This window comes from Pantoea sp. SS70 (assembly GCF_029866845.1).
Taxonomy (GTDB): domain Bacteria; phylum Pseudomonadota; class Gammaproteobacteria; order Enterobacterales; family Enterobacteriaceae; genus Pantoea; species Pantoea leporis.
Genome location: NZ_CP117199.1, coordinates 2,322,793 through 2,347,245 on the forward strand (window position 1 = coordinate 2,322,793; position 24,453 = coordinate 2,347,245).

Annotated in this window: 24 protein-coding genes; 8 read left to right on the forward strand and 16 right to left on the reverse strand. The window is 54.8% G+C overall.

Translation table 11 applies throughout. The features are described from left to right. The first annotated feature begins 36 nt into the window (after window positions 1-36). Window positions 37-1,419 (forward strand): MFS transporter, encoded by a 1,383-nt coding sequence (locus tag PO881_RS10795; protein ID WP_280171759.1) that lies wholly within the window; start codon window positions 37-39, stop codon window positions 1,417-1,419. Window positions 1,420-1,465: 46 nt separating this feature from the next. Here PO881_RS10795 and htpX read toward each other — a convergent pair whose 3' ends face one another. From htpX to PO881_RS10815, 4 genes are all read right to left on the reverse strand, one after another. Further along, complete coding sequence (gene htpX, locus PO881_RS10800; RefSeq protein WP_101764183.1) at window positions 1,466-2,347, reverse strand: protease HtpX; 882 nt, start codon at window positions 2,345-2,347, stop codon at window positions 1,466-1,468. Window positions 2,348-2,567: 220 nt separating this feature from the next. Beyond that, the gene (gene prc, locus PO881_RS10805; protein WP_192411696.1) at window positions 2,568-4,607 is read right to left on the reverse strand and encodes a carboxy terminal-processing peptidase; all 2,040 of its coding nucleotides are present in this window, start codon (window positions 4,605-4,607) and stop codon (window positions 2,568-2,570) included. Between the two features lie 19 nt (window positions 4,608-4,626). Next, complete coding sequence (gene proQ, locus PO881_RS10810; protein WP_110866294.1) at window positions 4,627-5,307, reverse strand: RNA chaperone ProQ; 681 nt, start codon at window positions 5,305-5,307, stop codon at window positions 4,627-4,629. Window positions 5,308-5,403: 96 nt separating this feature from the next. Beyond that, the gene (locus PO881_RS10815; protein ID WP_280171760.1) at window positions 5,404-5,904 is read right to left on the reverse strand and encodes a GAF domain-containing protein; all 501 of its coding nucleotides are present in this window, start codon (window positions 5,902-5,904) and stop codon (window positions 5,404-5,406) included. Window positions 5,905-6,121: 217 nt separating this feature from the next. On the opposite strand from PO881_RS10815, the gene yebS reads away from it, so the two are divergent. The 3 genes from yebS (at window position 6,122) to rsmF (ending at window position 11,471) form a co-directional block, all read left to right on the forward strand. Continuing rightward, window positions 6,122-7,366, forward strand: coding sequence for a membrane integrity lipid transport subunit YebS (yebS, locus tag PO881_RS10820; RefSeq protein WP_137385925.1), 1,245 nt, complete (start codon window positions 6,122-6,124; stop codon window positions 7,364-7,366). Beyond that, window positions 7,335-9,974, forward strand: a complete 2,640-nt coding sequence (locus tag PO881_RS10825) for a PqiB family protein (RefSeq protein WP_280171761.1) — start codon at window positions 7,335-7,337, stop codon at window positions 9,972-9,974. The genes yebS and PO881_RS10825 overlap by 32 nt, the downstream gene beginning before the upstream one ends. Before the next feature lie 72 nt (window positions 9,975-10,046). Next, the gene (gene rsmF, locus PO881_RS10830) at window positions 10,047-11,471 is read left to right on the forward strand and encodes a 16S rRNA (cytosine(1407)-C(5))-methyltransferase RsmF (RefSeq protein ID WP_280171762.1); all 1,425 of its coding nucleotides are present in this window, start codon (window positions 10,047-10,049) and stop codon (window positions 11,469-11,471) included. A gap of 3 nt (window positions 11,472-11,474) precedes the next feature. On the opposite strand, the gene PO881_RS10835 is transcribed toward rsmF, so the two are convergent. Beyond that, complete coding sequence (locus PO881_RS10835) at window positions 11,475-12,122, reverse strand: metallophosphoesterase (protein ID WP_280171763.1); 648 nt, start codon at window positions 12,120-12,122, stop codon at window positions 11,475-11,477. Window positions 12,123-12,377: 255 nt separating this feature from the next. On the opposite strand from PO881_RS10835, the gene PO881_RS10840 reads away from it, so the two are divergent. Next, window positions 12,378-13,109, forward strand: coding sequence for a class I SAM-dependent methyltransferase (locus PO881_RS10840; protein WP_101764176.1), 732 nt, complete (start codon window positions 12,378-12,380; stop codon window positions 13,107-13,109). Window positions 13,110-13,187: 78 nt separating this feature from the next. Here PO881_RS10840 and PO881_RS10845 read toward each other — a convergent pair whose 3' ends face one another. The 7 genes from PO881_RS10845 to copC all read right to left on the reverse strand — a co-directional run bounded on the left by PO881_RS10845 (window position 13,188) and on the right by copC (window position 16,717). Then, complete coding sequence (locus tag PO881_RS10845) at window positions 13,188-13,355, reverse strand: hypothetical protein (protein WP_210080775.1); 168 nt, start codon at window positions 13,353-13,355, stop codon at window positions 13,188-13,190. A 117-nt stretch (window positions 13,356-13,472) separates the two neighbouring features. Beyond that, the gene (locus PO881_RS10850; protein ID WP_280171764.1) at window positions 13,473-13,793 is read right to left on the reverse strand and encodes a hypothetical protein; all 321 of its coding nucleotides are present in this window, start codon (window positions 13,791-13,793) and stop codon (window positions 13,473-13,475) included. 202 nt (window positions 13,794-13,995) lie between these two features. Then, window positions 13,996-14,139: a cold-shock protein gene (locus tag PO881_RS10855; protein ID WP_101764610.1), complete on the reverse strand. Its 144-nt coding sequence runs from the start codon at window positions 14,137-14,139 to the stop codon at window positions 13,996-13,998. 2 nt (window positions 14,140-14,141) lie between these two features. Further along, entirely contained in the window at window positions 14,142-14,354 is a 213-nt protein-coding gene (locus tag PO881_RS10860; RefSeq protein ID WP_007889586.1) for a cold-shock protein, read from the reverse strand. 719 nt (window positions 14,355-15,073) lie between these two features. Then, window positions 15,074-15,421, reverse strand: coding sequence for a YebY family protein (locus PO881_RS10865; RefSeq protein ID WP_061718597.1), 348 nt, complete (start codon window positions 15,419-15,421; stop codon window positions 15,074-15,076). 33 nt (window positions 15,422-15,454) lie between these two features. Next, window positions 15,455-16,336, reverse strand: a complete 882-nt coding sequence (gene copD, locus PO881_RS10870; protein ID WP_192411692.1) for a copper homeostasis membrane protein CopD — start codon at window positions 16,334-16,336, stop codon at window positions 15,455-15,457. 3 nt (window positions 16,337-16,339) lie between these two features. After that, window positions 16,340-16,717: a copper homeostasis periplasmic binding protein CopC gene (gene copC / locus PO881_RS10875; protein ID WP_210080778.1), complete on the reverse strand. Its 378-nt coding sequence runs from the start codon at window positions 16,715-16,717 to the stop codon at window positions 16,340-16,342. A gap of 153 nt (window positions 16,718-16,870) precedes the next feature. Between copC and PO881_RS10880 the strand changes: the two genes are divergently transcribed. Continuing rightward, window positions 16,871-17,101 (forward strand): DNA polymerase III subunit theta, encoded by a 231-nt coding sequence (locus PO881_RS10880; protein WP_217546444.1) that lies wholly within the window; start codon window positions 16,871-16,873, stop codon window positions 17,099-17,101. Window positions 17,102-17,104: 3 nt separating this feature from the next. After that, complete coding sequence (gene exoX, locus PO881_RS10885; protein ID WP_101764169.1) at window positions 17,105-17,773, forward strand: exodeoxyribonuclease X; 669 nt, start codon at window positions 17,105-17,107, stop codon at window positions 17,771-17,773. Here the strand turns inward: exoX and PO881_RS10890 are convergent. Both PO881_RS10890 and PO881_RS10895 read right to left on the reverse strand, forming a co-directional pair. Beyond that, a complete protein-coding gene (locus tag PO881_RS10890) occupies window positions 17,767-19,830 on the reverse strand; it encodes a prolyl oligopeptidase family serine peptidase (protein WP_280171765.1) in 2,064 nt (687 codons plus the stop codon). The two genes, exoX and PO881_RS10890, sit on opposite strands and share 7 nt — an antisense overlap. Window positions 19,831-19,969: 139 nt before the next feature. Continuing rightward, window positions 19,970-20,611: a DUF533 domain-containing protein gene (locus PO881_RS10895; RefSeq protein WP_137385935.1), complete on the reverse strand. Its 642-nt coding sequence runs from the start codon at window positions 20,609-20,611 to the stop codon at window positions 19,970-19,972. A 161-nt stretch (window positions 20,612-20,772) separates the two neighbouring features. Here PO881_RS10895 and purT point away from each other — a divergent pair, with 161 nt between their 5' ends. Continuing rightward, the gene (purT, locus tag PO881_RS10900; protein WP_110866306.1) at window positions 20,773-21,951 is read left to right on the forward strand and encodes a formate-dependent phosphoribosylglycinamide formyltransferase; all 1,179 of its coding nucleotides are present in this window, start codon (window positions 20,773-20,775) and stop codon (window positions 21,949-21,951) included. A gap of 43 nt (window positions 21,952-21,994) precedes the next feature. On the opposite strand, the gene PO881_RS10905 is transcribed toward purT, so the two are convergent. After that, window positions 21,995-22,636 carry a bifunctional 4-hydroxy-2-oxoglutarate aldolase/2-dehydro-3-deoxy-phosphogluconate aldolase gene (locus PO881_RS10905; RefSeq protein WP_008110463.1) on the reverse strand — a complete coding sequence of 214 codons (642 nt, stop codon included), beginning with the start codon at window positions 22,634-22,636 and terminating at the stop codon, window positions 21,995-21,997. Window positions 22,637-22,823: 187 nt separating this feature from the next. Then, complete coding sequence (gene zwf, locus PO881_RS10910) at window positions 22,824-24,299, reverse strand: glucose-6-phosphate dehydrogenase (RefSeq protein WP_064738913.1); 1,476 nt, start codon at window positions 24,297-24,299, stop codon at window positions 22,824-22,826. Window positions 24,300-24,453 lie beyond the last annotated feature (154 nt).

Below are 24,453 nucleotides of genomic sequence, written 5' to 3' on the forward strand. Positions count from 1 at the left end.
GCATGATGATATTCACTCTCTTTACTTACTTTACTTATGCCTTCTACTGTTGCCCAGGATGGATTACCCCTTCCACAGCGCTATGGCGCGATCATCACCATTGCGCTCGGTATTATGATGGCGGTGCTGGATGGAGCTATCGCCAACGTGGCCTTGCCAACCATTGCGCGTGAATTAAATGCCAGCCCAGCCGAATCGATCTGGATTGTTAACGCCTACCAAATCGCCATCGTTATTTCGCTGCTGTCGCTGTCGTTTCTCGGCGATATGCTCGGCTACCGCCGCGTCTATCAGGTTGGACTCGCGCTGTTTATCGCTACCTCACTGTTTTGCGCCCTCTCCTCAACGTTGAATACGCTGACCTTGGCGCGTGTGCTGCAAGGCTTCGGTGGTGCTGCATTGATGAGCGTGAACACGGCGCTGATCCGCATCATCTATCCGCAGCGCTTCCTCGGGCGCGGTATGGCGATCAATTCGCTGATTGTTGCGGTCTCCAGCGCGGCCGGTCCAACCGTAGCGGCGGCGATCCTGTCTGTTGCCAGCTGGAAATGGCTGTTTCTGATCAACATTCCACTCGGCATCGTTGCGCTGTGGCTGGCGTTGCGTTTCCTGCCAGATAACACCCAGAAAGCCAAACAACAGAAATTCGACGTGCCAAGCGCGGTGATGAATGCGCTGTTCTTTGGCCTGCTCATATCTGCACTGAGCGGTTTCTCGCAGGGACAAAACGGCTGGCTGATTGTGGCCGAATTGGTGGCATTGGTGTTGGTGGGCATTGTTTTCGTTCGTCGCCAGTTAGCGATGCCGGTGCCATTGCTGCCGGTGGACTTGCTGCGCATTCCGATCTTTTCGCTGTCGATAGGCACCTCAATTTGCTCGTTCTGCGCGCAGATGCTGGCGATGGTGGCGTTGCCGTTCTTCCTGCAAAACGTGCTGGGCCGGGATGAAGTGGCAACCGGCTTGCTGCTCACGCCGTGGCCGCTGGCAACCATGGTGATGGCACCCATTGCAGGTCGCCTGATCGAGAAGTTCCATGCCGGATTATTAGGCGGATTGGGATTAGCGATGTTCGCTGCCGGTCTGTTCCTGCTGGCGCTTTTACCGACGCAGCCAACTGACGTGGATATCATCTGGCGCATGATGCTGTGCGGTGCCGGTTTCGGCCTGTTCCAGTCGCCTAACAATCACACCATCATCACCGCAGCACCGCGTAACCGCAGCGGTGGTGCCAGCGGAATGCTGGGTACCGCGCGTCTGGTGGGACAAAGCAGCGGCGCGGCGCTAGTGGCGCTAATGTTTAATCTGTTCAACGACAGCGGCACACACGCCTCACTGCTGTTAGCGGGTAGCTTTGCCAGCGTCGCTGCCTTGGTGAGCCTGGCGCGCATGACGCAGTCGCGGCAGGCTGCTGAGTCATAGAAACAGCAAGGGCGCCATCTGGCGCCCTTTTTTCTTCTATTACCGACTACTTCAGGTATTCGCCGCTACGCAGCGCTTCGATACGTTTATCGAGCGGCGGATGCGACATGAACAGCTCGCTCAACGATTTGTTTTTACCGTTGATGCAGAATGCCATCATGCTGCTTGGCTCCTGCGGCTCGTAACTGGTTTTCAGACGCTGCAGTGCGGCAATCATCTTCTCGCGTCCAACCAGTTTGGCAGAACCCGCATCGGCGTGGAATTCACGGTGACGTGAGAACCACATGGTGATGATGCTGGCGAGGAAGCCGAACAGCAGTTCTAACACCATCGAGACCGCGAAATACACCATCGGATTTCCGTTGCTGCTCTCTTCACCGTCGCGGTTACCCGACAGGAAGCCGGAAGCGATCTGCGCCAAAATTCGCGAGATGAAGATCACAAAGGTGTTCACCACACCCTGAATCAGCGTCATGGTGATCATGTCACCATTGGCGATATGGGCGATTTCGTGCGCCAGCACCGCTTCAGCTTCATCACGGCTCATGTTTTGCAACAGGCCGGTGGAAACAGCGACCAGCGACGCGTCTCGGCGTGCGCCTGTCGCAAAGGCGTTAATGTCGGGCGCGTGATAAATCGCCACCTGCGGCATCGCAATGCCAGCCTGTTGTGCCTGGCGGCCGACGGTATCCATCAGCCAGCGTTCCGTCTCATTACGCGGTTGTTCAATGACTTCACCGCCAACGGAACGTAGCGCCATCCATTTAGACATCAGCAGTGAAACAAACGCACCGCCGAAGCCAAACAGACCTGCCATAATCATCAGACCCATAACACTGCTTGACTGGATTCCTGTCAGACTCAAAATCAGTCCGAATACCAACATCACCGCCAGGTTGGTGAGCAGGAAAAGAGCAATACGCATCATAAACGTTAATCTTCCTCTGTTGTGCACGCGCATATGCGCGGATATCTATCCTATGGTCATCGCCGCGCATTTCAAGCAACCTTAATCTTTAAGTGCCTAAAAAGACATAACTTTACATTAGGCAGTGAAGTGCGCAAATCGCTGCATCAGCGGCGCTTAACAACGATTTTAGCGTAAAAAAAAGCACCGCCGAAGCGGTGCTATTTCACAAGCCAGACGGTTACTTCGCGCTTGCGGCAGCAGGCTGAGATTTCTCCAGCTGCGCCATATCGTTAGCGATTTTCACCGTTTCATCCAGATACGGATCCGGCTCTTTATAGTCTTTCGGCAGATCTTCGATGCTCTTCAGCGGCGCTTTACCTTCCGCCTGATAGCGCGCGTTGATGCGCTCCAGACGCAGTGCATCATCTTCACGGTTCTCTTTCTCACGCTGGGCAAGATTGAGCGACACGATATTACGCTTGTCTTTCATCGCATCGAAACGCGCAATATCTTTCATGATGTACTGGAACTCGCGATCTTTAGCGATGCGATCACCGTGCTCTTTGGTCAGCTGCGGTACCAGCGGCGCGATATCGCCGGTTTTGGTGTAGCTTGCCGCATTCACACTGTCCCAAGGCAGCGCGTTGTCCTCGAACTTCTCGCCGGTTTCTGCCGCTTCAACGCCGGTTGGCATCAGCAGATCTGGCGTTACGCCTTTACGCTGGGTGCTGCCACCGTTAATGCGGTAGAACTTCTGAATGGTGTACTGTACAGAACCCAGCGCTGGCCACTCTGGACGCAGCATCTGATCGTAGATACGGTTCAGCGAACGATACTGTTGCACGGTGCCTTTACCGAAGGTCGGCTCACCGACAATCAGCGCACGGCCGTAATCCTGCATCGCCGCAGCGAAGATCTCAGAAGCCGAAGCACTGAAGCGATCGACCAGCACCACCAACGGACCTTTGTAATAGACGATGCCGTCGTTATCGCTGTCTTCACGCACGCGGCCATTGTTATCACGCACCTGCACCACCGGACCGCTTGGAATAAACAGGCCCGAGAGTGAAACGGCTTCGGTCAAGGCACCACCGCCGTTGGTACGCAGATCGATCACCACGCTGTCGACGTTTTGCTTCTGCAGCTTCTGCAGCTGCACCTTCACATCGTCAGTCAGACCAACGTAGAAGCCAGGAATGTCGAGCACGCCAACTTTCTGTTTGCCGACGTTATGCACGGAGCCTTTTACCGCGCGATCTTCCAGACGGATTTTTTCACGCGTCAGCGTCACGGTGCGGGTTTTGGTGCCCTTGCCAGCAGGCAGGATTTCCAGGCGTACTTTGCTGCCTTTCGGTCCTTTGATTTTTGAAACCACATCATCCAGACGCCAGCCAATCACATCTTCCATGGGTTTGCCCGGCTGAGCGACACCGACAATGCGGTCGCCCACGCTGATCGCTTTACTCTTCGCCGCCGGACCGCCTGCGACCATCGAGTTGATCACCGTGTAATCGTCATCCATCTGCAGCACTGCGCCGATACCTTCCAGCGACAGGCTCATTTCAGTGTTGAATTGCTCGGTGTTGCGCGGCGAAAGATAGTTAGTGTGCGGGTCGATTTCATGCGCGAACGCGGTCATCGCCAGCTGGAACACATCTTCACTGTTGCTTTGCGCCAGACGACGGATGGCAAAGTTGTAACGCTTGGTCAGCGTTTCGCGGATCTCTTTCTCATCTTTACCGGCCAGTTTCAGGCTCAGTTCGTCATATTTAACTTTGGCATCCCACAGCGCGTTGAGCTCATCGACGCTCTTTGGCCATGGCGATTTTGCCCGGTCAATGTCAATGGTGTCATTGCCGGTGAAATTCATTGGGCGATTCAGCACGCTCAGCGCATATTGATAGCGCTCAAAGCGGCGTTTCTGCGCCAGATTGTAGAGATCGTAAAACACATCCAGCTTACCGCTGCGGAACTCATCACCCACGGTAGTTTTCTTATCGGCGAACTGCGCGATATCCGATGCCAGCAATACGTTATGGCTGTAGTCGAGCAGATTCAGGTAGCGATCAAAAATTTTCGCGGAGAAGTCCTGATTCAAATCGAACTGACGATAGTGAGAGCGGGTGAAACGCGAGGTAACGCGTTCGCTGACGGTGGGATGCTGTGGCTCTTCGTGTAGCTGGGGAATCTGGTCGGCGCGGGTAATATTATCTGCACCAAAGGTGGGGCCTGCTAAAAGCAGGCCCGCGATCATACCGATCTTTAAAATGTTGTTCATGCCAGGGTCAGCCTCCGTTTCAGAACTGCAAATGTTCTGCGCGCACAATCATAGCCATGCCGGAAGCGAGCTGAACCCGAACGCCATCTTTAGTAATTTCAAGAATGGTAGCGTCCATTGCACCTTTGCCTGCAGTCACTTTGATGTTCTGGCCGGGCTGCAACGTTGAGGTATCAGTGACAGGTTTGGCCCGCGGTGGCTGCGGTGCGGCTGCACGCTCAGTCGCGGCCGCACGCGGCGCCTGAGGACGTGGCTTACGCGCGGCATCACCTTCGGCAGCTTTACGCGGAGCAGGCTTGCGCGGACGACGTTCAGCGGTCTCTTCACCGGCTTCACGCTTCTTCGCTTTCTGCTGATCGCGCTGCGCCTGAACGCGGGCTTTCGCTTCTTCCAGTTGCTTGCGCGCATGTTCTACGTGTTGCTCATCCAGCACGCCACAGGCGTTGCCATCGAGATCGACACGAATGGCACCCGCTTTGATGCCATAAAGATAACGCCAGCTAGAGGTATAAAGACGTAAGGCAGAACGCAGTTGCGTCTTGCTCAGGCTCAGTTCGCCTTGAACACGCTCGACCAGATCTTGAAAAATGCCGATTTTGAGCGGACGCGCCTCGCCTTCGGCGCTAAAGCATTGCGGAAAACGTTCCGCCAAAAAGGCGATGACTTCTTTACTGCTATTCAACTTAGGTTGATTTTCCATGAAATTTCCTGATTACAACGGATTTGCCGACCAGAGCAGGCATGAACAGGCGACATTATAATGACAACATCGCCAAATGCTATGTGATCCAGTCGATTAGCTGTGCGTCAGCTGAATAAATTTTACGATGTCGCTGCCCGCCAGCACTTCACAAAGCCCGTCGGTAAGGGCCATCAGCCCCTCTTCGTCCTCGCTATCGAAGCGAGAATAAACCGTACTATCAATGTCTAAAACACCCACGAGGGTGCCATTTACTTTCAGAGGAATCACGATTTCGGCATTACTGGCGGCGTCACACGCGATATGGCCAGGGAACGCGTGCACGTCTTCCACCAATTGCACTTTGTCCTCGGCTACCGCGGTTCCACACACGCCTTTGCCAACCGGAATACGTACGCAGGCGATTTTGCCCTGGAACGGGCCCAGCACCAGCGTGTTCGGTTCCGTCAGTAAATAGAATCCAGCCCAGTTCACGCCTTCCAGGCGTTCGAAAAGCAGTGCACTGCAATTGCCGAGCGCGGCCAGGAACGAGGTTTCACCCGCCAACAGGGCGCGGACATCGCGATTCAAATCCTCGTAAAAAGCTTTTTTGTTCATTGTTCAACCATAACTCGTCACTGGGGTGACCTTGTTGTCACTCAGTTGTTAAAATAAGCACTAATAATCCAGGCGCAGAAGGTGAATCATTCTGTTAGTTACTATACCCTTAGCAGTCGGTGGATAAGCGTATTCTGGTACCACCGAATATTGCAGGCAACTTTGCGCTACTCAGCATGCCGGTAACCGTAACGAACGATGGGCACTTGCGTCACCTATGAAAATTCACGCTATCAGCCAGACGTTGCCCCACGCACGTTATCAGCGTTGTCCGCAATGCGATACCCTTTTTTCCTTACCGGATGTGAAATCGCATCAGACAGCCTATTGCCCGCGCTGCCATGCACAAATTCAGAGCGGTCGTGACTGGTCGATGACGCGACTCACCGCCATGGCGGTGGTCATGATCGTGCTGATGCCATTCGCCTTTAGCTTGCCGTTGGTTGATATTCGCCTACTGGGCATGCGTATTAACGCCAGCCTGCTGGAGGGCGTAATCCAAATGACACAGCAAGGCAACATCCTCACCGCTTCAATGGTGGCGTTTTGCACCATTGGCGCGCCGGTTACGCTGGTCATCGGCATTCTCTATTTGTGGGTGGGCAACGCGCTCGGAATGAACCTGCGCCCGGTCCTGCTGATGATGGACAAGCTCAAAGAGTGGGTGATGCTGGATATCTATCTGGTCGGCGTGGCGGTGGCATCGATCAAAGTGCAGGATTACGCCTCACTGGAAGTGGGCTACGGTTTAGTGGCCTATATTGCGCTGACGGTGCTGAGCCTGCTGACGCTGATCCACCTGAACGTCGAGCAACTGTGGGAACACTATTATCCGCAAGCGATGCCCACCTCCCCGCCTGAAGAGTGGCAAGTGTGCCTGAATTGCCATCAAACCGGTGTAGCCGATGAGCGTGGGCGCTGCACGCGTTGCCACACGCCGCTTGACTACCGCCGACGCCACAGTTTGCAGAAATCCTGGGCAGCGCTCATCGCCTCGATTGTGCTGCTGATCCCCGCCAATTTGCTGCCGATTTCGGTGGTCTACGTTAATGGCGCACGCCGTGAAGACACCATCTTCTCCGGCATTCTGGGACTGGCATCGGGCAATATACCGGTAGCCGCGGTGGTGTTTATCGCCAGCATTCTGGTGCCCTTTACCAAAGTGTTAGTGATGTTGACTCTGTTACTCAGCATTCACTTTAAATGCGAACAGGGCTTAAAAACCCGCATTCGCCTGCTGCGCGCCGTCACCTGGGTGGGCCGCTGGTCGATGCTGGATCTGTTCGTCATTGCTGTAACCATGTCGCTGGTCAATCGTGATCAGCTGCTGGCTTTCACCATGGGACCGGCCGCCTTCTATTTTGGTGCCGCCGTTGTCCTGACCATTATGGCTGTAGAGTGGCTTGATAGCCGCCTGATCTGGGATGCACATGCAACAGGAAACGCCGACTACACCGACTAGCGCCAATCTGCGCAACAAGCGCAAGATTTCGCCATTCTGGTTATTGCCCATCATCGCCCTGCTGATTGCTGGCTGGCTGCTATGGACCAACTATCAGGAACGCGGTACGACGATCACCATTAACTTCCAGACTGCCGACGGGATTGTGCCAGGCCGTACGCCGATTCGTTATCAGGGCGTGGAAGTGGGCACGGTGCAAGGCATTGTGCTGAGTGATGACTATCGCAGCATCCAGATTAAAGCCAGCATCAAAAGCGACATGCGCGATGCACTGCGTGAAGACACTCAGTTCTGGCTGGTGACGCCGAAAGCGTCATTGGCGGGCGTCTCCGGGCTTGATGCGCTGGTCGGCGGTAACTACATCGGCATGATGCCGGGTAAAGGTAAAGAGAGCGATCACTTCACCGCACTCGATACCCAACCTAAGTATCGCGTTAATACCGGCGAACTGCTTATCCACCTGCGCGCGCCCGACCTCGGCTCGCTCAACACCGGTTCGCTGGTTTATTACCGCAAAATTCCGGTGGGTCGCGTTTACGATTACAGCCTCAACAACAGCACCGACGGCGTCACCATTGATGTGCTGATTGAGCGCCGCTTTATCAATCTGGTGAAAAAGCAGAGCCGCTTCTGGAATGTTTCCGGCGTTGATGCAGATGTCAGCCTGAGCGGTGCCAAAGTGAAGCTGGAAAGCCTGGCCGCGTTAGTGAATGGCGCAATTGCCTTCGATTCACCTAATGACGGCGAGCAAGCTCAGGTGGATGCCAACTACCAGCTCTATCCGGATTTGGCGCGCAGTCAGCGCGGCGTGCAAGTGAAACTGAACCTGCCGAGCGGCGATAACCTGAAAGCCGATAGCACACCGCTGATGTATCAGGGACTGGAAGTCGGCACCTTAACCAAACTCAACCTGCTGGATGGCGGCAAAGTCACCGGCGAGCTGACGGTTGATCCTTCAGTAACCGGTTTGATGCGCAGCGGGACGCGCATTGAAATGCGCACGCCGAAGATCAGCCTGACCGACACCAATCTCAGCAGCCTGTTAACCGGTAATACTTTTGAACTGGTGCCAGGCGAAGGCGAACCGCAGGATCACTTTACCGTGTTGCCAGCCAGCGAAACATTGCTGCAGAAACCTGACGTGCTGACGGTAAAACTCAGCGCGCCGGAAACCTACGGTATCGATGCCGGCCAGCCGGTGATGTTGTATGGCATGAAAATCGGTCAGGTGATTTCACGCACGCTGGATGAAAATGGCATCAGCTTTGTGGCGGCCATCAATCCGGAGCACCGTAATCTGGTGCACGCTGACAGCAAGTTTGTGGTGAGTAGCCGCCTTGATGTGAAGTTTGGACTCGACGGGATGAAAGTGCTGGGTGCCAGCGCGCGCGAGTGGGTAGATGGCGGCATTCGCCTGATTCCTGGCGCGAAAGGTAATCCTTCCAGTCGTTATCCTTTATATGCGGATGCGGAACGTGCCGCAGAAGGCATCGTGGGTGAACAGCCGCCAACCACGCTGAAACTTACCGCCAAAAGCTTGCCGGATGTACAGGCCGGTTCAGTGCTGCTGTACCGCAAATTCCAGGTCGGTGAAGTGGTGGATGTAGTGCCGCGCGCGGATGCGTTTGAAATCTCGATTCATATTCAGCCGCAGTATCGCAAGCTGCTGACCAGCGAGAGCGTGTTCTGGGCCGAAGGTGGCGCGAAAGTGCAGCTCAACGGCAGCGGTTTGACGGTGCAAGCGTCCCCGCTCAACCGCGCGCTCAAAGGCGCGATCAGTTTCGATAATCTCACCGGCGCGCAGGCAGCGAAAGGCGTGAAACGCGTGCTCTACTCGTCTGAAACCGCGGCGCGTGCAGTTGGCAGCCAGATTACGCTGCACACCTTCGATGCCAGCAAACTGGCGGCGGGCATGCCGATTCGCTATCTCGGCATCAACATTGGTCAGGTTGAATCACTGGCGCTGAGTTCTGATAACAATCAGGTTGTCGCCAAAGCGGTGCTTTATCCGGAATACGTGCAGGACTTCGCGCGCATCGGCAGCCGCTTCTCGGTGGTGTCGCCGGAGATTTCTGCGGCGGGGGTTAACCATATCGAAACGCTGCTGCAGCCTTATCTCAACGTCGATCCGGGCAAAGGTTCGCCGGCGCGCACCTTTGAACTACAGGAAAGCACCATCACCGATTCACGCTACCTGAACGGCTTGACAATATATGTCGATGCCGCTGACGCGGGATCGCTGTCGGTGGGCACGCCAGTGCTGTTCCGGGGCGTTGAAGTGGGCACCGTCACCGGAACGTCGCTGGGCAATATGGCGGATCGCGTGCAGATCGCGCTGCGTATCAGCAAAAAGTACCAGCATCTGGTGCGCAACAATTCGGTGTTCTGGCTGGCTTCCGGCTATAACTTCGATTTCGGTCTGATCGGCGGCGTGTTGAAAACCGGCACCTTCCAGCAGTTCATTCGCGGCGGCGTACAGTTTGCCACGCCGCCGACGGTGCCATTAGCACCGCAGGCCGGCGCCAACAAACACTTCCTGCTACAGGATGAAGCGCCGAAAGCGTGGCGCGACTGGGGCACGGCGATTCCGGACCCTCATCAACCTTAAGCAAATCGGGCAGCCTGGCTGCCCGATTCTTTTTCGCGTGTTACACTTCGCGCTCATTTCGTTTCCCGGTAGATGCCCGTGTCCGATCGCTTTCCCGAAGATTTCCTCGCGCTGATGCGCGCCAGCCTTGCTGACGACGCCGAACTGCAGCGCTTTCTCGCCATTAGCCAGCAACCGCTGCGTCGCAGCTTACGCGTCAACACCTTAAAAATTAGCGTGGATGATTTCCTCGCCCGCACCGCCGACTATGGCTGGCGCTTATCGCCCATTCCGTGGTGCGCCGAAGGGTTTTGGATCGAGCGTGACGACGAATCGCTGCCGCTGGGTAGCGTGGCGGAGCATCTGAGCGGACTGTTTTACATTCAGGAAGCCAGCTCGATGCTGCCGGTTACCGCGCTGTTTGACGCCGCACCTGATGCGCGTCAGGTGATGGATGTGGCTGCTGCGCCCGGTTCTAAAACCACCCAGATGGCCGCGCTGATGCGCAATGAAGGCGCCATTCTGGCGAATGAATATTCGGCCAGCCGCGTCAAAGTACTGCACGCTAACATCAGCCGCTGTGGCGTCAGCAATGTTGCGCTGACCCATTTTGATGGCCGTGTGTTTGGCGCCGCACTGCCGGAGCGTTTCGATGCCATTCTGCTCGATGCGCCCTGCTCTGGCGAAGGCGTGGTGCGCAAAGATGCTGATGCGTTGCGTAACTGGACGCTGGCCAGCACCGAAGCGATTGCGGAAACCCAACGTGATCTGCTCGACAGCGCTTTCCATGCCTTACAGCCAGGCGGCACGCTGATTTACTCTACCTGCACACTGAATCAAATCGAGAATCAGCAGGTGATTAATTGGTTGCAGCAGCGTTATCCCGACGCGGTTGAAATCGTGCCGCTGAACGGTTTATTCGACGGAGCCGATCAGGCGTTAACCGCCGAAGGTTTCCTGCACGTATTCCCGCAGATTTTCGATAGTGAAGGTTTCTTCGTTGCGCGTCTGCGTAAAACCGCCAGCATTCCCGCGCTGCCAACGCCAACCTACAAAGTCGGCAAACTGCCCTTCTCTCCGGCCAGCCGCAAGCTGAGCGCCGAAGTGCAACAGGCCGCGGCCAAAGTCGGCTTGCAGTGGGATGACAACCACACGCTGTGGCAGCGCGATAAAGAGCTGTGGCTGTTCCCGGCGGCGCTGGAGGATTGGCTGGGTAAAGTGCGCTTCTCGCGCATCGGCTTCAAGTTGGCCGAAACCTTCCCGAAAGGCTATCGCTGGCAGCATGAAGCGGTCGTGGCGTTGACGCAGCCAGGCAGCGCGCTGGATTTCGAACTCACCGATGCAGAAGCGGAAACCTGGTATCGCGGTCAGGATATTCATCCGGACACGTTGCCCAGCCGGGATGAGGTGATCGTCACCTATCAGCAGCAGCCGCTGGGATTGGCGAAGAAAGTGGGTAATCGGATTAAAAACAGCTATCCGCGTGAACTGGTGCGCGACGGACGTCTGTTCCGCTAAGCGTTACTGCAACTTCACCAGGGTAAGACGATTGCCGAAGACCGCGCCGGTATCGATGTAATGCTGATTCGCCACATTAAGCGGTTGTTCTAACGGCGTGTGGCCGAAGTAGAAATCACTGGCGCCATCGATGCGGGCTGAACTGCCGCGTTGATGGCGTCCCAGTCGATCGCGACTCCACACCACTTGCTGCCAGTCAACATCTTGCCCTAAAGCATAATGACTGGCGGGATAATCGGCGTGGGCAATCACCACCACGCGATCGCCGAAATCCAGATGCAGGATCAACGGTAACTCAGCACAGCGCTTCAACGCATGGCGCGCAGCGATCAACGCTGCGCCTTTGAGTTGCCAGAACCACTCGCCGCCGTTCATCATCCACAAGGTTTGGTCGCGCCCATCCAGCGCAGCGAGCGCCATCTGCTCATGATTGCCGCGCACGCAGCGAAACCAGGGCTCCTGCATCAGCGCTAAACAGCCGGGGCTGTCCGGGCCACGATCGATTAAATCGCCCACCGACAGCAGTAGATCCTGCTGCTTATCGAAATCCTGCTTGAGCAGTTGCGCATCGAGTTGGGCGCGGCAACCGTGAAGATCGCCAACCACCCAAATATTTCGCCACATTTGCGCGTTCACCTTTTGGTAAAGCATGTAATCTTCCCCGGTTGACTGGAAGTTTAGTGAGCCCGGCTTAAAGTATAGTCCGGCAAGGTTAGCCAGCGGAGGGAACAGCATGAGCGGACGGAAGCAATTCATTGGTGTATTAATCGTTATTTTCATCGGTAGCTTGCTGCTGCTGGAATCACTCGCTCGTCTGGTACATCTGTTATTTGTGGGATAATTACGCGACTTTACATTCCGCGCTAAACGCCTAAACTCCTTTGCGCATCATATAAAGGAGCCTGTATGAGCCAGAATATTTACGACAACCCCACTTTTTTTGCCGGTTACGCCACCTTGCCACGTTCCGTTAAGGGATTAGACGGCGCGCCAGAATGGCCTGCACTGCGTGCGCTACTACCCGACCTGCATGATAAACGCATTCTCGATCTCGGCTGCGGTTACGGCTGGTTTTGCCGCTACGCGCAGCAGCAAGGCGCGCGCGAGGTGCTAGGTCTGGACGTTTCCGAGAAGATGTTAGCGCAAGCCGCGACCATGACGCAGGGAACCGGGATTCGCTATCAGCGCGCCGATTTAGAATCGCTGCAACTGAACGAATCCTATGATCTCGCCTACAGCTCGCTGGCGCTGCACTACCTCAGCAATATTGACGCACTCTTCGCAACCGTGTTTGAGGCGCTAACGCCGGGCGGCGCGCTGGTGTTTTCCTGTGAGCATCCGATTTACACTGCACCTACTCAACAGCAGTGGATTGTGGATGAACAGCAGCAGCGCAGCTGGCCAGTTAATCATTACCAGCAGGAAGGGGAACGCATCAGCAACTGGTTTGCCGATGGCGTGAAGAAGCAACATCGCAAGCTGGCAACCTGGATCAATGCGTTAATTGGCGCAGGATTTGAGATCGTGCATCTTGATGAATGGGGCCCGAGCGAAGAGATGGTTGCACTCAATCCCGCGCTGGCGGAAGAACGCGATCGCCCGATGATGTTCTTGCTGGCCGCGCGTAAACCGCTGTGACGTTGAATTGAGGCTGCGCACTGCAGCCTTATACAAATCTCTGCAGCGCTATTTACGGCATTGAGCGCGCATTGCGTACTAGCGTGTGATTAAAAAGATCGCTATCAAGAAGAAGGCTAATAAACCGGCGAATGTCAGCGTTCCAATGCGCGGAGTTTTGGCGCGGCCAACCACCACACCAATAAAGATACAAAGCAGCGTGAGTGTGCCAATCATTACCCAAAGTAGATATTGTGTATTTGCCATGAAGGATCCTTATCCGGCCATTAATCAGATGCGCCAACGTTATACCATTTTTCGCACAGGCTGACTGCTGCTATATGACCGCATCTTTTTTGCAGGTTATTTGCCACCCGTTAACGATCAAGTCACGTTATGCGCACAACGCACTATTTTGAGATTTTCCAGCTGTTGCAAACGCGCCGCAGCTTTATTGTTAGCGCTGGCCTTTGCAACGCCGTTACCGATACCAAAATCCCCGACGAATCCCAATACCGTTAGCGCATCAAACTCGCCGGTTTCATCAATCTGCTGCTTAACGCTTTGGCTTTTAGCGATCTCCTGATTCAGTGCTGCACAGTCATAGGTTTGCGCTTCGGCATCGCTCACTTTGGCGGACTGCGGATACTGTTTCAATGCGCAACCACTCAGCAGCAAGGCGATCAGGATAACGGGCTTGTGCATCTCGCAATATTCTCTCTATGACGGTAATTTATTTCGGAATAAGAGAAAAAGTAGCATGTGGGTAAGATTTTCAACGTGGGAATAAGTGAAGATATGCGGGAATATTTAAAATAAAAAAGCACTGCCTGAGCAGTGCTAATGATTCTGATATCAGGCAATTGCCTGATAAGCCCTGATAATTATCAGGGCAGAACATCCGCTATCAAGCAGTTTTCAACACAATCATTGATGATTTGCAGAAAATACATTTAGCGCCATGTGGGTTCATTTTCGTAATATCGAACGCGGAGGTACGATATTGTGAACTCTGGCAATGCGGACATCTTAAACGATTATAAATGCGAATAATTACAGACCTAATACATTTGTTGCAGACGGACCTTTTGGACCATCTTCAACTGAAAACTCAACACGCTGACCTTCATCAAGTGAGCGATAATCAGTGCCCTGAATGGCTGAGAAGTGGACGAAAACGTCCTTGCTGCCATTTTCAGGAGAAATAAAGCCGAAGCCTTTTTCTGAGTTGAACCATTTTACCGTTCCAAGAATTTTATTAGACATAATTTTTACCTTTTAAATGAGCCTATTGGCGTAAGGGCCGAGTTGCAGATACGAATCAGAACTTAGGATAAGACTCAAAGAGAAAGGGCTTGAAGCGGCACTAACCGGGATGAGAAATACAATGGGAACTAACCTTCTAACTGTCTGCTATTCAGACCGACGACGCATTAACGCATTTATCTTACCAGGTAGCAAGGTAAAACTTTTTTATTTCATATAAAAAAGAAAAGCAGAAAATAAAAAAACCCACCGAAGTGGGTTTAATCATCAATCAGGCTGCTTGTCGCCCGACTCCGGTGCCAGACTCTCATCGTCTTTTTCATGCTCATCCGGCTTCACCTTAGTATCTTCTTCAAGCTCATCCGCTTCAATCGGTCTATCAGACATAAATCCTCCTGAGTTGCTAAGAGAATTAAGTGTAGATGCCAGCATAAAGGTAAGCCTAACGCGTGCAGACAATTCATTATTATGCAGATAAAAAAAGACCGAATACGATTCCTATATTCGGTCCAGGGAAATGGCTCTTTGGGAGCCGTGCGCTAAAAGTTGGCATTTTTGCAGGCGAGGACGCCTTGCCATTTAAAGGTAGACCAGGATTGCTGGTTTTCCAGCCAATCATGCGGTTTGGTTGCGAAAGGTGACAACTCTGTGATCGTGGTGACAGAACGAGGAAGCAAGCGTAGCGGCAGAATTGTGCGCTACGCCTGAGAATATAGGGATTACTTACCGCACAGTTGCTGCGCGCGGTCGATGATCGGTTGCAGACTCATTTTCTGGCCTGGATGGGCTTTATCAACGGCGACAATGGTGTCGATCGATTGCAGTGTGCCCTGCCCGGCCGTTTTGCGCGCAAAGGCTTTATCGTTGAGCGGATACTGCAACAAAGTGCCCGGGTTAATCGCGAACAGCGCGCCGTCTTTCTCGCAGGTCAACATCACCTCTTCGCGGGTGAAGGGCCATTTGTCTTTTCCAATCTCAAAACGGCTGACGGTAATAATCTGTGCCGCCATCGCCTGGCTGCACAGCGCCATCAATACGCAAGCTGGAATCAGTTTCTTCAGCAAAATATCGACCTCATTTCATCTTCTTGAATGTCACATTCAGGCCGGTGACAGCGTAGCAAACACGCTCACCAACCCAATTACAATAATGGCCAGCAGCAGCTCAAGCTGCGTCAGGCGAATAAACAGATGCGCTGCGTTACTGGCCGCCAGGCGAAAGCGCGGCACCAGCAGATAGCGATTGGTCAGCGCAATAGCGATCATCAGCATGACCAGCAGCACTTTCACCACCAGCAGTTCGCTCCACAGCGTGGCTTGCCAATGCAACGGCGAACCGGCAATCAGCACGCTATTGATGATGCCCGTCAGCAGCGCGAGCGCCACCGCCAGGTGACCGTAACGCGAGAAGCGCATCATGCAGCGAATCGCATCGGTGCGAAAAGCGATCTGCCGCGCTTCACGCATCAGTAATAACAACGGCAGTAATCCGCCCGCCCAAAATGCAGCCGCAATTAAATGCAGCGCGTGATTGCCTTGTTGCAGCAATCCGGGCCAGCCATCGCGCATCGCGGCATGCCCAACACCGGCTAACGCCACCAACTGTAACAGGCCGCTGCATAGCAGCAGATTTTGCCGCAGTGTGCCACGCAGCAGCAGCGCTAACGTGCTCAGCAGTGCAAAAGCGATTTCCCAACACCAAACCTGGCCGAAGCGCGTGCTGAGCACCGCCTGCCAGGTTGCGCTGTCACTGACATTGCGCCAGTCGCCGCTCATCAAGCCGGTTTGCGTTGCCAGCATCAACAGGGCGCTAAACAAACTCAGCAGCGCGCTGGTACGGAGAAGTAAAGCTAAACGCTGTGATAGCAGCGGACGATAGCGGCGCGGCGCCAGTAGCGCGGTATAAAAGGCGCTACCGGCGAGCAGCAGCACCGACAAAAAATGCAGCGCTCGCAGGCCAATCCACAGCGTACTCAAACTCATCAATCACTTCACGCTGAAGGTGTAGCTGCCTTTAGTTTTATGTCCGTCAACGGACAGCACATGCCAGTTTACCTGATAGTTGCCCGACGGCAGCGGCTGGCTGATCGGTACAATCAGCTGATCGTGTTGTTTATCGTTGAGTCTGGCTTTCCCGACCGTAATGGGTTGATGTTGTGCATCGAGCACATCCACGCCACTGAATGCCGCTTCAACATCCTCGGTAAAGGTCAACGTTAAATTCTGCGGGGAGGTTTCCACCACCGCTTTGTCGGCTGGTACCGGGGTTTTCAGGTGAGCGTGTGCCATAGCAACCTGGCTGAAGGCCAGCGTTGATGACGCCAGAAGTAGCGCGACGACAGCGTTGAACGCAGTTTTCTTCATGACTTCTTCCCTATTAAATGCGGCAAACCACCGCAAACGTGGCAGCAGGATACGCCGCCGATCCGCAGGTGTCGAGACTTGCGGTGCGATCCAATCCGCTTGATCCCAGGGTCCGAAACCATTACTTTTGCCCCTGTTTATCAGGAGAAAAGCATGAGCCAAAACCTTGCCCTGCTCTCGCAGGAAGAGAAAGACAAAGTCAATGTCGATCTGGCCGCCGCGGGCGTTGCATTCAAAGAGCGCTACAATATGCCGGTGATTGCCGAAATGGTGGAACGCGAGCAGCCCGAAGCGCTGCGTGACTGGTTTCGTCAGCGCTTAATGAACTATCGCCAGGCTTCGCTTAGCCTGGCGCGCCTGCCCTACGAACCGAAGCAGAAGTAATTTATGTTACGTGTAATTGATACCGAAACCTGCGGCCTGCAGGGTGGCGTGGTGGAAGTGGCGTCGGTGGATGTCATTGATGGTCAGATCGTCAATCCGATGAGCGACTTAATCTGCCCGGATCGCCCAATCAGTCGTCAGGCGATGGCGGTACATCGCATTACTGAAGCGATGGTGATGGGAAAACCCACTATCGAAGAAGCGATTGGCCGCTATCACGGCAGTCCGCATTACGTGGCACACAACGCCAGTTTTGATCGCCGCATGTTGCCCACTATGCCGGGCGAATGGATCTGCACCATGACGCTGGCGCGTCAGCTGTGGCCAGGCATCAAATATGGCAATCAGGCGCTGCGCCACAGCCTGAAGCTGGATGTCACGCCACCGGCCGAACTGCATGCGCACCGCGCATTGTATGACTGCTACGTCACCGCTGCGCTACTGATCCGCATTATGGAAACCTCCGGCTGGAACGCCGAGCAGATGGCGAATTTGTGCCAGCCCGCGCCCGTGAGCGGCGATGTGTTCCCGTTCGGCAAATATCGCGGTCAGAGTATTGGCAGTATCGCGCGTAAAGATCCCGGCTATCTGCGTTGGGTGCTGGAAAATGTGCGTGATTTGCGCCCACCGTTACGGCAGGCGCTGCGCAAGTATGTGAAGAGCGATCAGTAATCGACGCGGTCTGGCAAGCTGCCCTGCGCCAGGCCAATCAGGAAAGTGAACTCCTGCGCCACCCCTTCATACGCTTTGAAGCGGCCCGATTTACCGCCGTGGCCAGAATCCATCTCGGTGCAGAGCAACAGCAGTGAATCGTTGGTTTTCAGCTCACGCAGTTTCACCACCCACTTAGCCGGTTCCCAATACTGCACCTGCGAATCGTGCAAACCGGTGGTAACCAGCAAATGCGGATAGGCTTTGGCCTCGATGTTGTCATACGGACTGTATTGGCGAATGGTGTGATAGAACTCCGCCTGTTCGGGATTGCCCCACTCATCGTATTCGCCGGTGGTCAGCGGAATTGTCGGATCGAGCATCGTCGTTACCACATCGACAAATGGCACCTGCGCCACCACGCCGTGGAACAGCTCCGGCGCCATGTTCACCACGCCGCCCATCAGTAATCCTCCGGCGCTGCCGCCCATCGCGTAGAGCTGCTGGCGATGACCATAACCCTTCGCCACCAGCGCTTCGGTGACATCAATAAAGTCCGTGAAGCTGTTGATTTTATTCTTCAGGCGGCCACCGTCATACCATTGCTGGCCGAGCTCGCCGCCGCCGCGCACGTGAATGATGGCGTAGACGAAGCCGCGCTCCAGCAAGCTGATGCGGCTGGTGCCAAAGCTGGCATCCATGCTGCTGCCGTAAGCGCCATAACCGTACACCAGCAACGGATTGCTGCCGCGCTTGAAATGCTCGCGGTGATAGACCAGCGAAACAGGAACCTCTGTGCCATCACGCACCGTGATCCACAGATGCTCACTTTTGTAATCCTCCGATTTGAAGCCCGGCACCGGCGTGCGCTTCAGCACGCGACGATCGCCGGTTTCCATGTTCAGTTCAAACAAGGTGGTAGGCGTGGTCATGGAAGAGTAGCCGTAGCGCAAGGTGTCGCTTTCTGGCGAAGGATTGTAGGCAAGCCAGGTGACATAGGCGGGATCGTCGAAGGCGATACCAAAGCTTTCGCCGCTCTCCCAGTTTATCTGCCGCAAGGTGTTTACGCCGTGCTGACGCTCTTCGACTACCAGCCAATGACGAAACAGCTGAAAATCTTCCAGCACCACGTTGTCACGCGCCGGGATCAGCGATTGCCAGCGTGCTTCCGCCAGCCACGCGCTGCGATAGAGCCCGAAATTTTTGCCATCGCGATTTGAGCGGATATAGAACTGATGATTGTAGTGATCGATGCTGTATTCGTGGTCGCGGCGACGTGGACAAAAGGCTTGCGGCTGCGCATCCGGATATTCGGCGTCGATCAGCAGAATCTCGCTGGTGTTGGTGCTGTACAACGCAATCAGAATGAAGTGCTCGGAGGTGGTTTTATGCACGCTGAGGTGGAAAGAGTCATCCTTCTCTTCATACACCAGCTGATCGTCAGATTGCGGATGGCCCAGCTCATGGCGCCACACCTGATACGCCAGCAGCGTTTTCGGATGCTTACGCACGTAATAGAGCGTGCGGGAATCGTTGGCCCAGGCAACGCTGGATGACGCATTGGTCAGCACTTCCGGATACCAGCTGCCGCTCTGCAAATTACGGAAGCGAATGCCGTATTGGCGGCGCGACAGGAAGTCTTCCGCTAAGGCCATCACCTGATTGTCCGGTGTGATCGCCAGCGCGCCCATGGTGTAAAAATCACTGTGCGCAGCCCGCTGGTTTCCATCGAGCAACAGCTGCCAGGGCTCATCAGCTGGCGCGTCAACGGGCTGCCGGAAATAAGCCGGATACTCGTTGCCCACTTCATAGCGGCTTTGATAGCGATAACCGTTTTTCACATAGGGCACCGAGTGATCCTGCGGTGGAATACGGTCAACGATCTCTTTCAGCACCCGTTCCTGCAGCGGATTCTGCGACGCCATCATCGCACGGCCGTAATCATTTTCGGCGTGCAGATGGGCCAGCACATCTGGATTCTCGCGGTCGTCATCACGTAACCAGTGATAATTATCGATGCGCGTTTCACCGTGCAGCTTCATGACATGGGGAATTTTTTTCGCGTGTGGCTGATTCATTAGGCTCTTCTCCCTGAAGGACAACATTCAGCAAGCGTGGCACTAATCACGCACGATGCCAAGCTACACGCAGCATCACTTTACGCAGGGTAAGCAAAAGATGAAAAGCGAAGGCTGCGGATGCAACCTTCGCACGGAATTAAGCAGCTTTTTCCGCGTCGATATCGCGCTGGATACCGTCCCGCACATCCTGGGGGATTTTCAGCGCATCGCCGAGCGCGGAGAGATAGCTACGCTCCATAAAGTGGTCGACATCAATGGCTGCACAGCTGAGGAAATAGAGTTCCAGCGCCTCTTCTTCATTTTTTACGTCAGCGGCCAGCCAGTTGGGATCGAGCGGGCGATTCATCGCCTGCTGAATCAGCGCTTCGGCTTGTGCGCCGTAGCCGGCCTGCTGGATATTTTGCTCAATGGCGGCACGCTCTTGATCGTCAATGTGACCATCACTTTTCGCCGCGAACACCAGCGCCGTGACCAGACGCTCTGCGCGTTGATCCATCGGCGTTTGCAGCTGGCCGAAGCCCGCATCGTCCTGATGGGTTTCACGTATGCGCTGTTTGTATTTGTTCCATAACAGCGCGCCCGCCGCCGCGCCACCGCCCAACAGCAAGGCTTTGCCGCCATATTTGGTCAGCAGCTTACGCGTGGATTTGCTGCCTACCAGCAATCCCGCCAGCCCGCCCAATGCGCCGGGGGCCAGCATGTCACTTAAACCGCCCGATTTTCCGTCTCCACCCTTTTTCGCTAGCACCGATTGAATTTGCTGCAGCCAATTGCTCATTGTTTAACTCCTGTTTACTTTTCCGTTCTCCATGCTGCCGCAGGCTGTGTCAGTTAACGTCAGAGCGGGAAAAGTATGGCAAACCTGATCGCGGCGAAAGCGTGAGTACGCAAACGTTTTCGTTTATACTGCGCGCGCATTTTGACTGCTAAGGTGAAATTATGACGACTCTCGGAACCGCGCTGCGCCCTGCCGCTACGCGTGTCATGCTGTTAGGTTCAGGCGAATTAGGCAAAGAAGTGGCACTTGAGTGCCAGCGTCTTGGTGTGGAAGTGATCGCGGTGGATCGTTACGCCGATGCTCCGGCGATGCACGTTGCGCATCGCAGCTATGTGATCAACATGCTGGACGGCGACGCGCTGGCCGCGCTGATTGCCGAGGAAAAGCCGCACTTCGTGGTACCAGAAATTGAAGCCATTGCCACCGAAAAACTGCTGGAGCTGGAAGCGCAAGGTCAGAAAGTGGTGCCGACCGCACGCGCCGCACGTCTGACCATGAACCGCGAAGGCATTCGCCGTCTGGCGGCGGAAGAGTTGTCCTTACCGACCTCGACTTACCAGTTTGCTGACAGCAAAGAGAATTTTGTGGCCGCGGCTGAGGCGATTGGATTCCCGTGCATCGTTAAGCCGGTGATGAGCTCATCAGGTAAAGGCCAGAGCTTTATTCGCGAAGCCAGCCAGCTGGAAAAAGCCTGGGATTATGCGCAGCAAGGCGGACGTGCCGGTGCGGGCCGCGTGATCGTTGAAGGCGTGGTGAAGTTTGATTTCGAAATCACCCTGCTGACCATCAGCGCAGTAGATGGCATTCACTTCTGCGCGCCGATTGGTCATCGTCAGGAAGATGGCGATTATCGTGAATCATGGCAGCCGCAGCAGATGAGTGAACTGGCGCTGCAACGCGCGCAGGATATCGCCGCTAACGTGGTAAAAGCGCTCGGTGGATACGGCCTGTTTGGCGTGGAGCTGTTCGTGTGCGGTGATGAAGTGGTGTTCAGCGAAGTGTCACCGCGTCCGCATGATACCGGCATGGTCACGCTGATTTCGCAGGATCTGTCCGAGTTCGCGCTGCATGTGCGCGCTTTCCTCGGCCTGCCGATTGGCGGCATTCGTCAATACGGTCCCGCTGCGTCGGCAGTGATTTTGCCTGAGCTGAACAGCCAGAACGTCGTGTTCGGCAATATCGAAGCCGCGCTGGGTGCCGGATTGCAGCTGCGCCTGTTTGGTAAGCCGGAAATCGCCGGTCAGCGCCGTTTAGGCGTGGCTTTGGCAACCGGTGAAAACACCGATGACGCTATCGCGCGCGCCGTGGCGAGTGCGGCCGCGGTACAAGTCGAAGGTTAAGTAAGATGAAGTGGTCGCCATCAATGACGACCACTTCATGAACTTATGCGCGAGCCCCTTCAACCGCTTCACGCGCCAGACGCGTAATACGATCCCAGTCACCGCTTTCCAACGCATCATTCGGTACCAGCCACGAACCGCCAATGCACAGCACGCTTTTCAGCGCCAGATAGTCTCGATAGTTGGCTGGCGAGATGCCGCCAGTTGGACAGAAACGCACCTGCGGGAACGGACCGCCAATCGCGGATAATGCTTTCACGCCACCATTGGCTTCCGCCGGGAAGAATTTGAACTCCCGCAGGCCGTAATCCATGCCAGTCATCAGTTCTGAAACCGTGCTGATACCTGGAATCAATGGCACCGGACCTTCAACCGCGGCTTTCAGCAGCGATTCCGTCAATCCTGGGCTGATGACAAACTGCGCACCGGCGTCAGTGACTTCTTTCAGTTGCTGGGTGTTGATCACCGTGCCCGCACCGACAATCGCTTCCGGTACTTCTTTAATCATGGCACGCAGCGCGTCCATCGCCACCGGGGTACGCAGCGTCACTTCCAGCACGCGCACACCGCCAGCCACCAGCGCTTTCGCCATCGGCACCGCGTGTTCCAGCTTGTTCACCACGATAACCGGCACGACCGGGCCAGTTTTCAGGATCTGTTCAGCACTTGTTTTCCAGTTCTTCATCACGTTTCCTTAGTTGCATCAGCCCGGCGTTTAGCCACGCTGTCAATAATTGGGCTCTACCATACAAGATCGTCTGGAGCGGCGTCCATCGGATATCAGAATTTTTTGAAACTCTGGTTCACTTTTCAGAAAAATGAATTGTGGACGTAAAAAAGCCCGCACATTTGGCGGGCTCAGCATGAGGTTTCTATTCGAACTCGTTCCAGGAACGGCCATCGCGAGTTATCATCGCGACAGAGGCAACCGGTCCCCATGTTCCCGCCTGATACGGCTTCGGCGCTTCGGCATCGGCGCTCCAGGCATCAATGATCGAATCCACCCAGCCCCACGCTGCTTCAACTTCATCACGACGCACAAACAGCGCCTGAATACCGCGCATGGTTTCCAGCAGCAGACGCTCGTAAGCATCGGCCAGATGCGACTGGTTGAAGGTTTCGGAGTAGCTTAGATCCAGCTTGGTGGTCTGCAGTTTATGCTTGTGGTCGAGTCCCGGCACTTTGTTCAGGATTTCGATATCCACGCCTTCATCCGGCTGCAGACGAATGGTCAGCTTATTCTGCGGCAGTTCAGCGTACGAATCTTTAAACAGGTTCATCTCAGGATTCTTGAAATACACCACCACTTCAGAGCATTTGGTTGGCAAGCGCTTGCCTGTACGCAGATAGAACGGCACGCCAGCCCAACGCCAGTTATCGATATCCACGCGAATAGCAACAAAGCTTTCCGTGGCGCTCTGCTTGTTAGCGCCCTCTTCTTCCAGATAACCTGGCACTTTCTTGCCCTGCACAAAGCCGGCGGTGTACTGACCGCGTACGGTTTTCTCGCGCACGTTGGTTTGATCGATACGACGCAGTGAGCGCAGCACTTTCACTTTTTCATCACGAATCGCATCCGCGCTCAGATCGGACGGCGGCGACATGGCAATCATGGTGAGGATCTGCAACAGGTGGTTCTGAATCATGTCACGCATCTGGCCGGCTTTGTCGAAGTAACCCCAACGGCCTTCGATGCCCACCTCTTCTGCCACGGTGATCTGCACGTGATCGATAGTGCGGTTATCCCAGTTGTTGACGAAGATGGAGTTGGCAAAACGCAGCGCCAGCAGGTTGAGCACCGTCTCTTTACCGAGATAGTGGTCAATACGGAAAACCTGGCCTTCTTCGAAGTATTTGCCGACGCTGTCATTGATCTCTTGTGAGGTTTCCAATGAGGTGCCGAGCGGCTTTTCCATTACTACGCGTGCCGGTTTGGCGTTCAGCTTGGCGGCGCCCAGACCGTCGCAAATCGCGCCAAAGGTGCTTGGCGGCATGGCGAAGTAGTTAATGGTGACGCGGTTTTTCTGGTCAAGCATTTTGCCCAGTTTGGTGAAATGCGAGGTGTCATTTACGTCGAGGTTACAGAAGTCGAGACGGCTGCTAAGGGTGTCCCACAGCGCTTCATCGATCTTCTCTTTCATGAAGGTTTCCAGCGCTTCACGTACCACTTTGGTATACGCGGCTTTATCCCAATCCGCGCGACCCACGCCAATAATGCGAGTGGTTTCATGAATCTGACCGGCTTTTTCCAGCTGATACAGTGATGGCAACAGTTTACGGCGCGCGAGATCGCCTTTGGCACCGAAAATCACCAGATCGCATGCCTGGGCTGTTTGTGTAACCGCCATTTTCCTCTCCTCGTTGCAGGATATACCCGGCTTGAGCGTTCTCAACACGCCAGGTCCTTATTGTAATTTTCTTACAGCACAATGTACGTTTTTAGCGGGTTTAGGACAACCCGAACGCAGTGTTTTGCTGGCGTTAACTGTGAACGTAATAAAG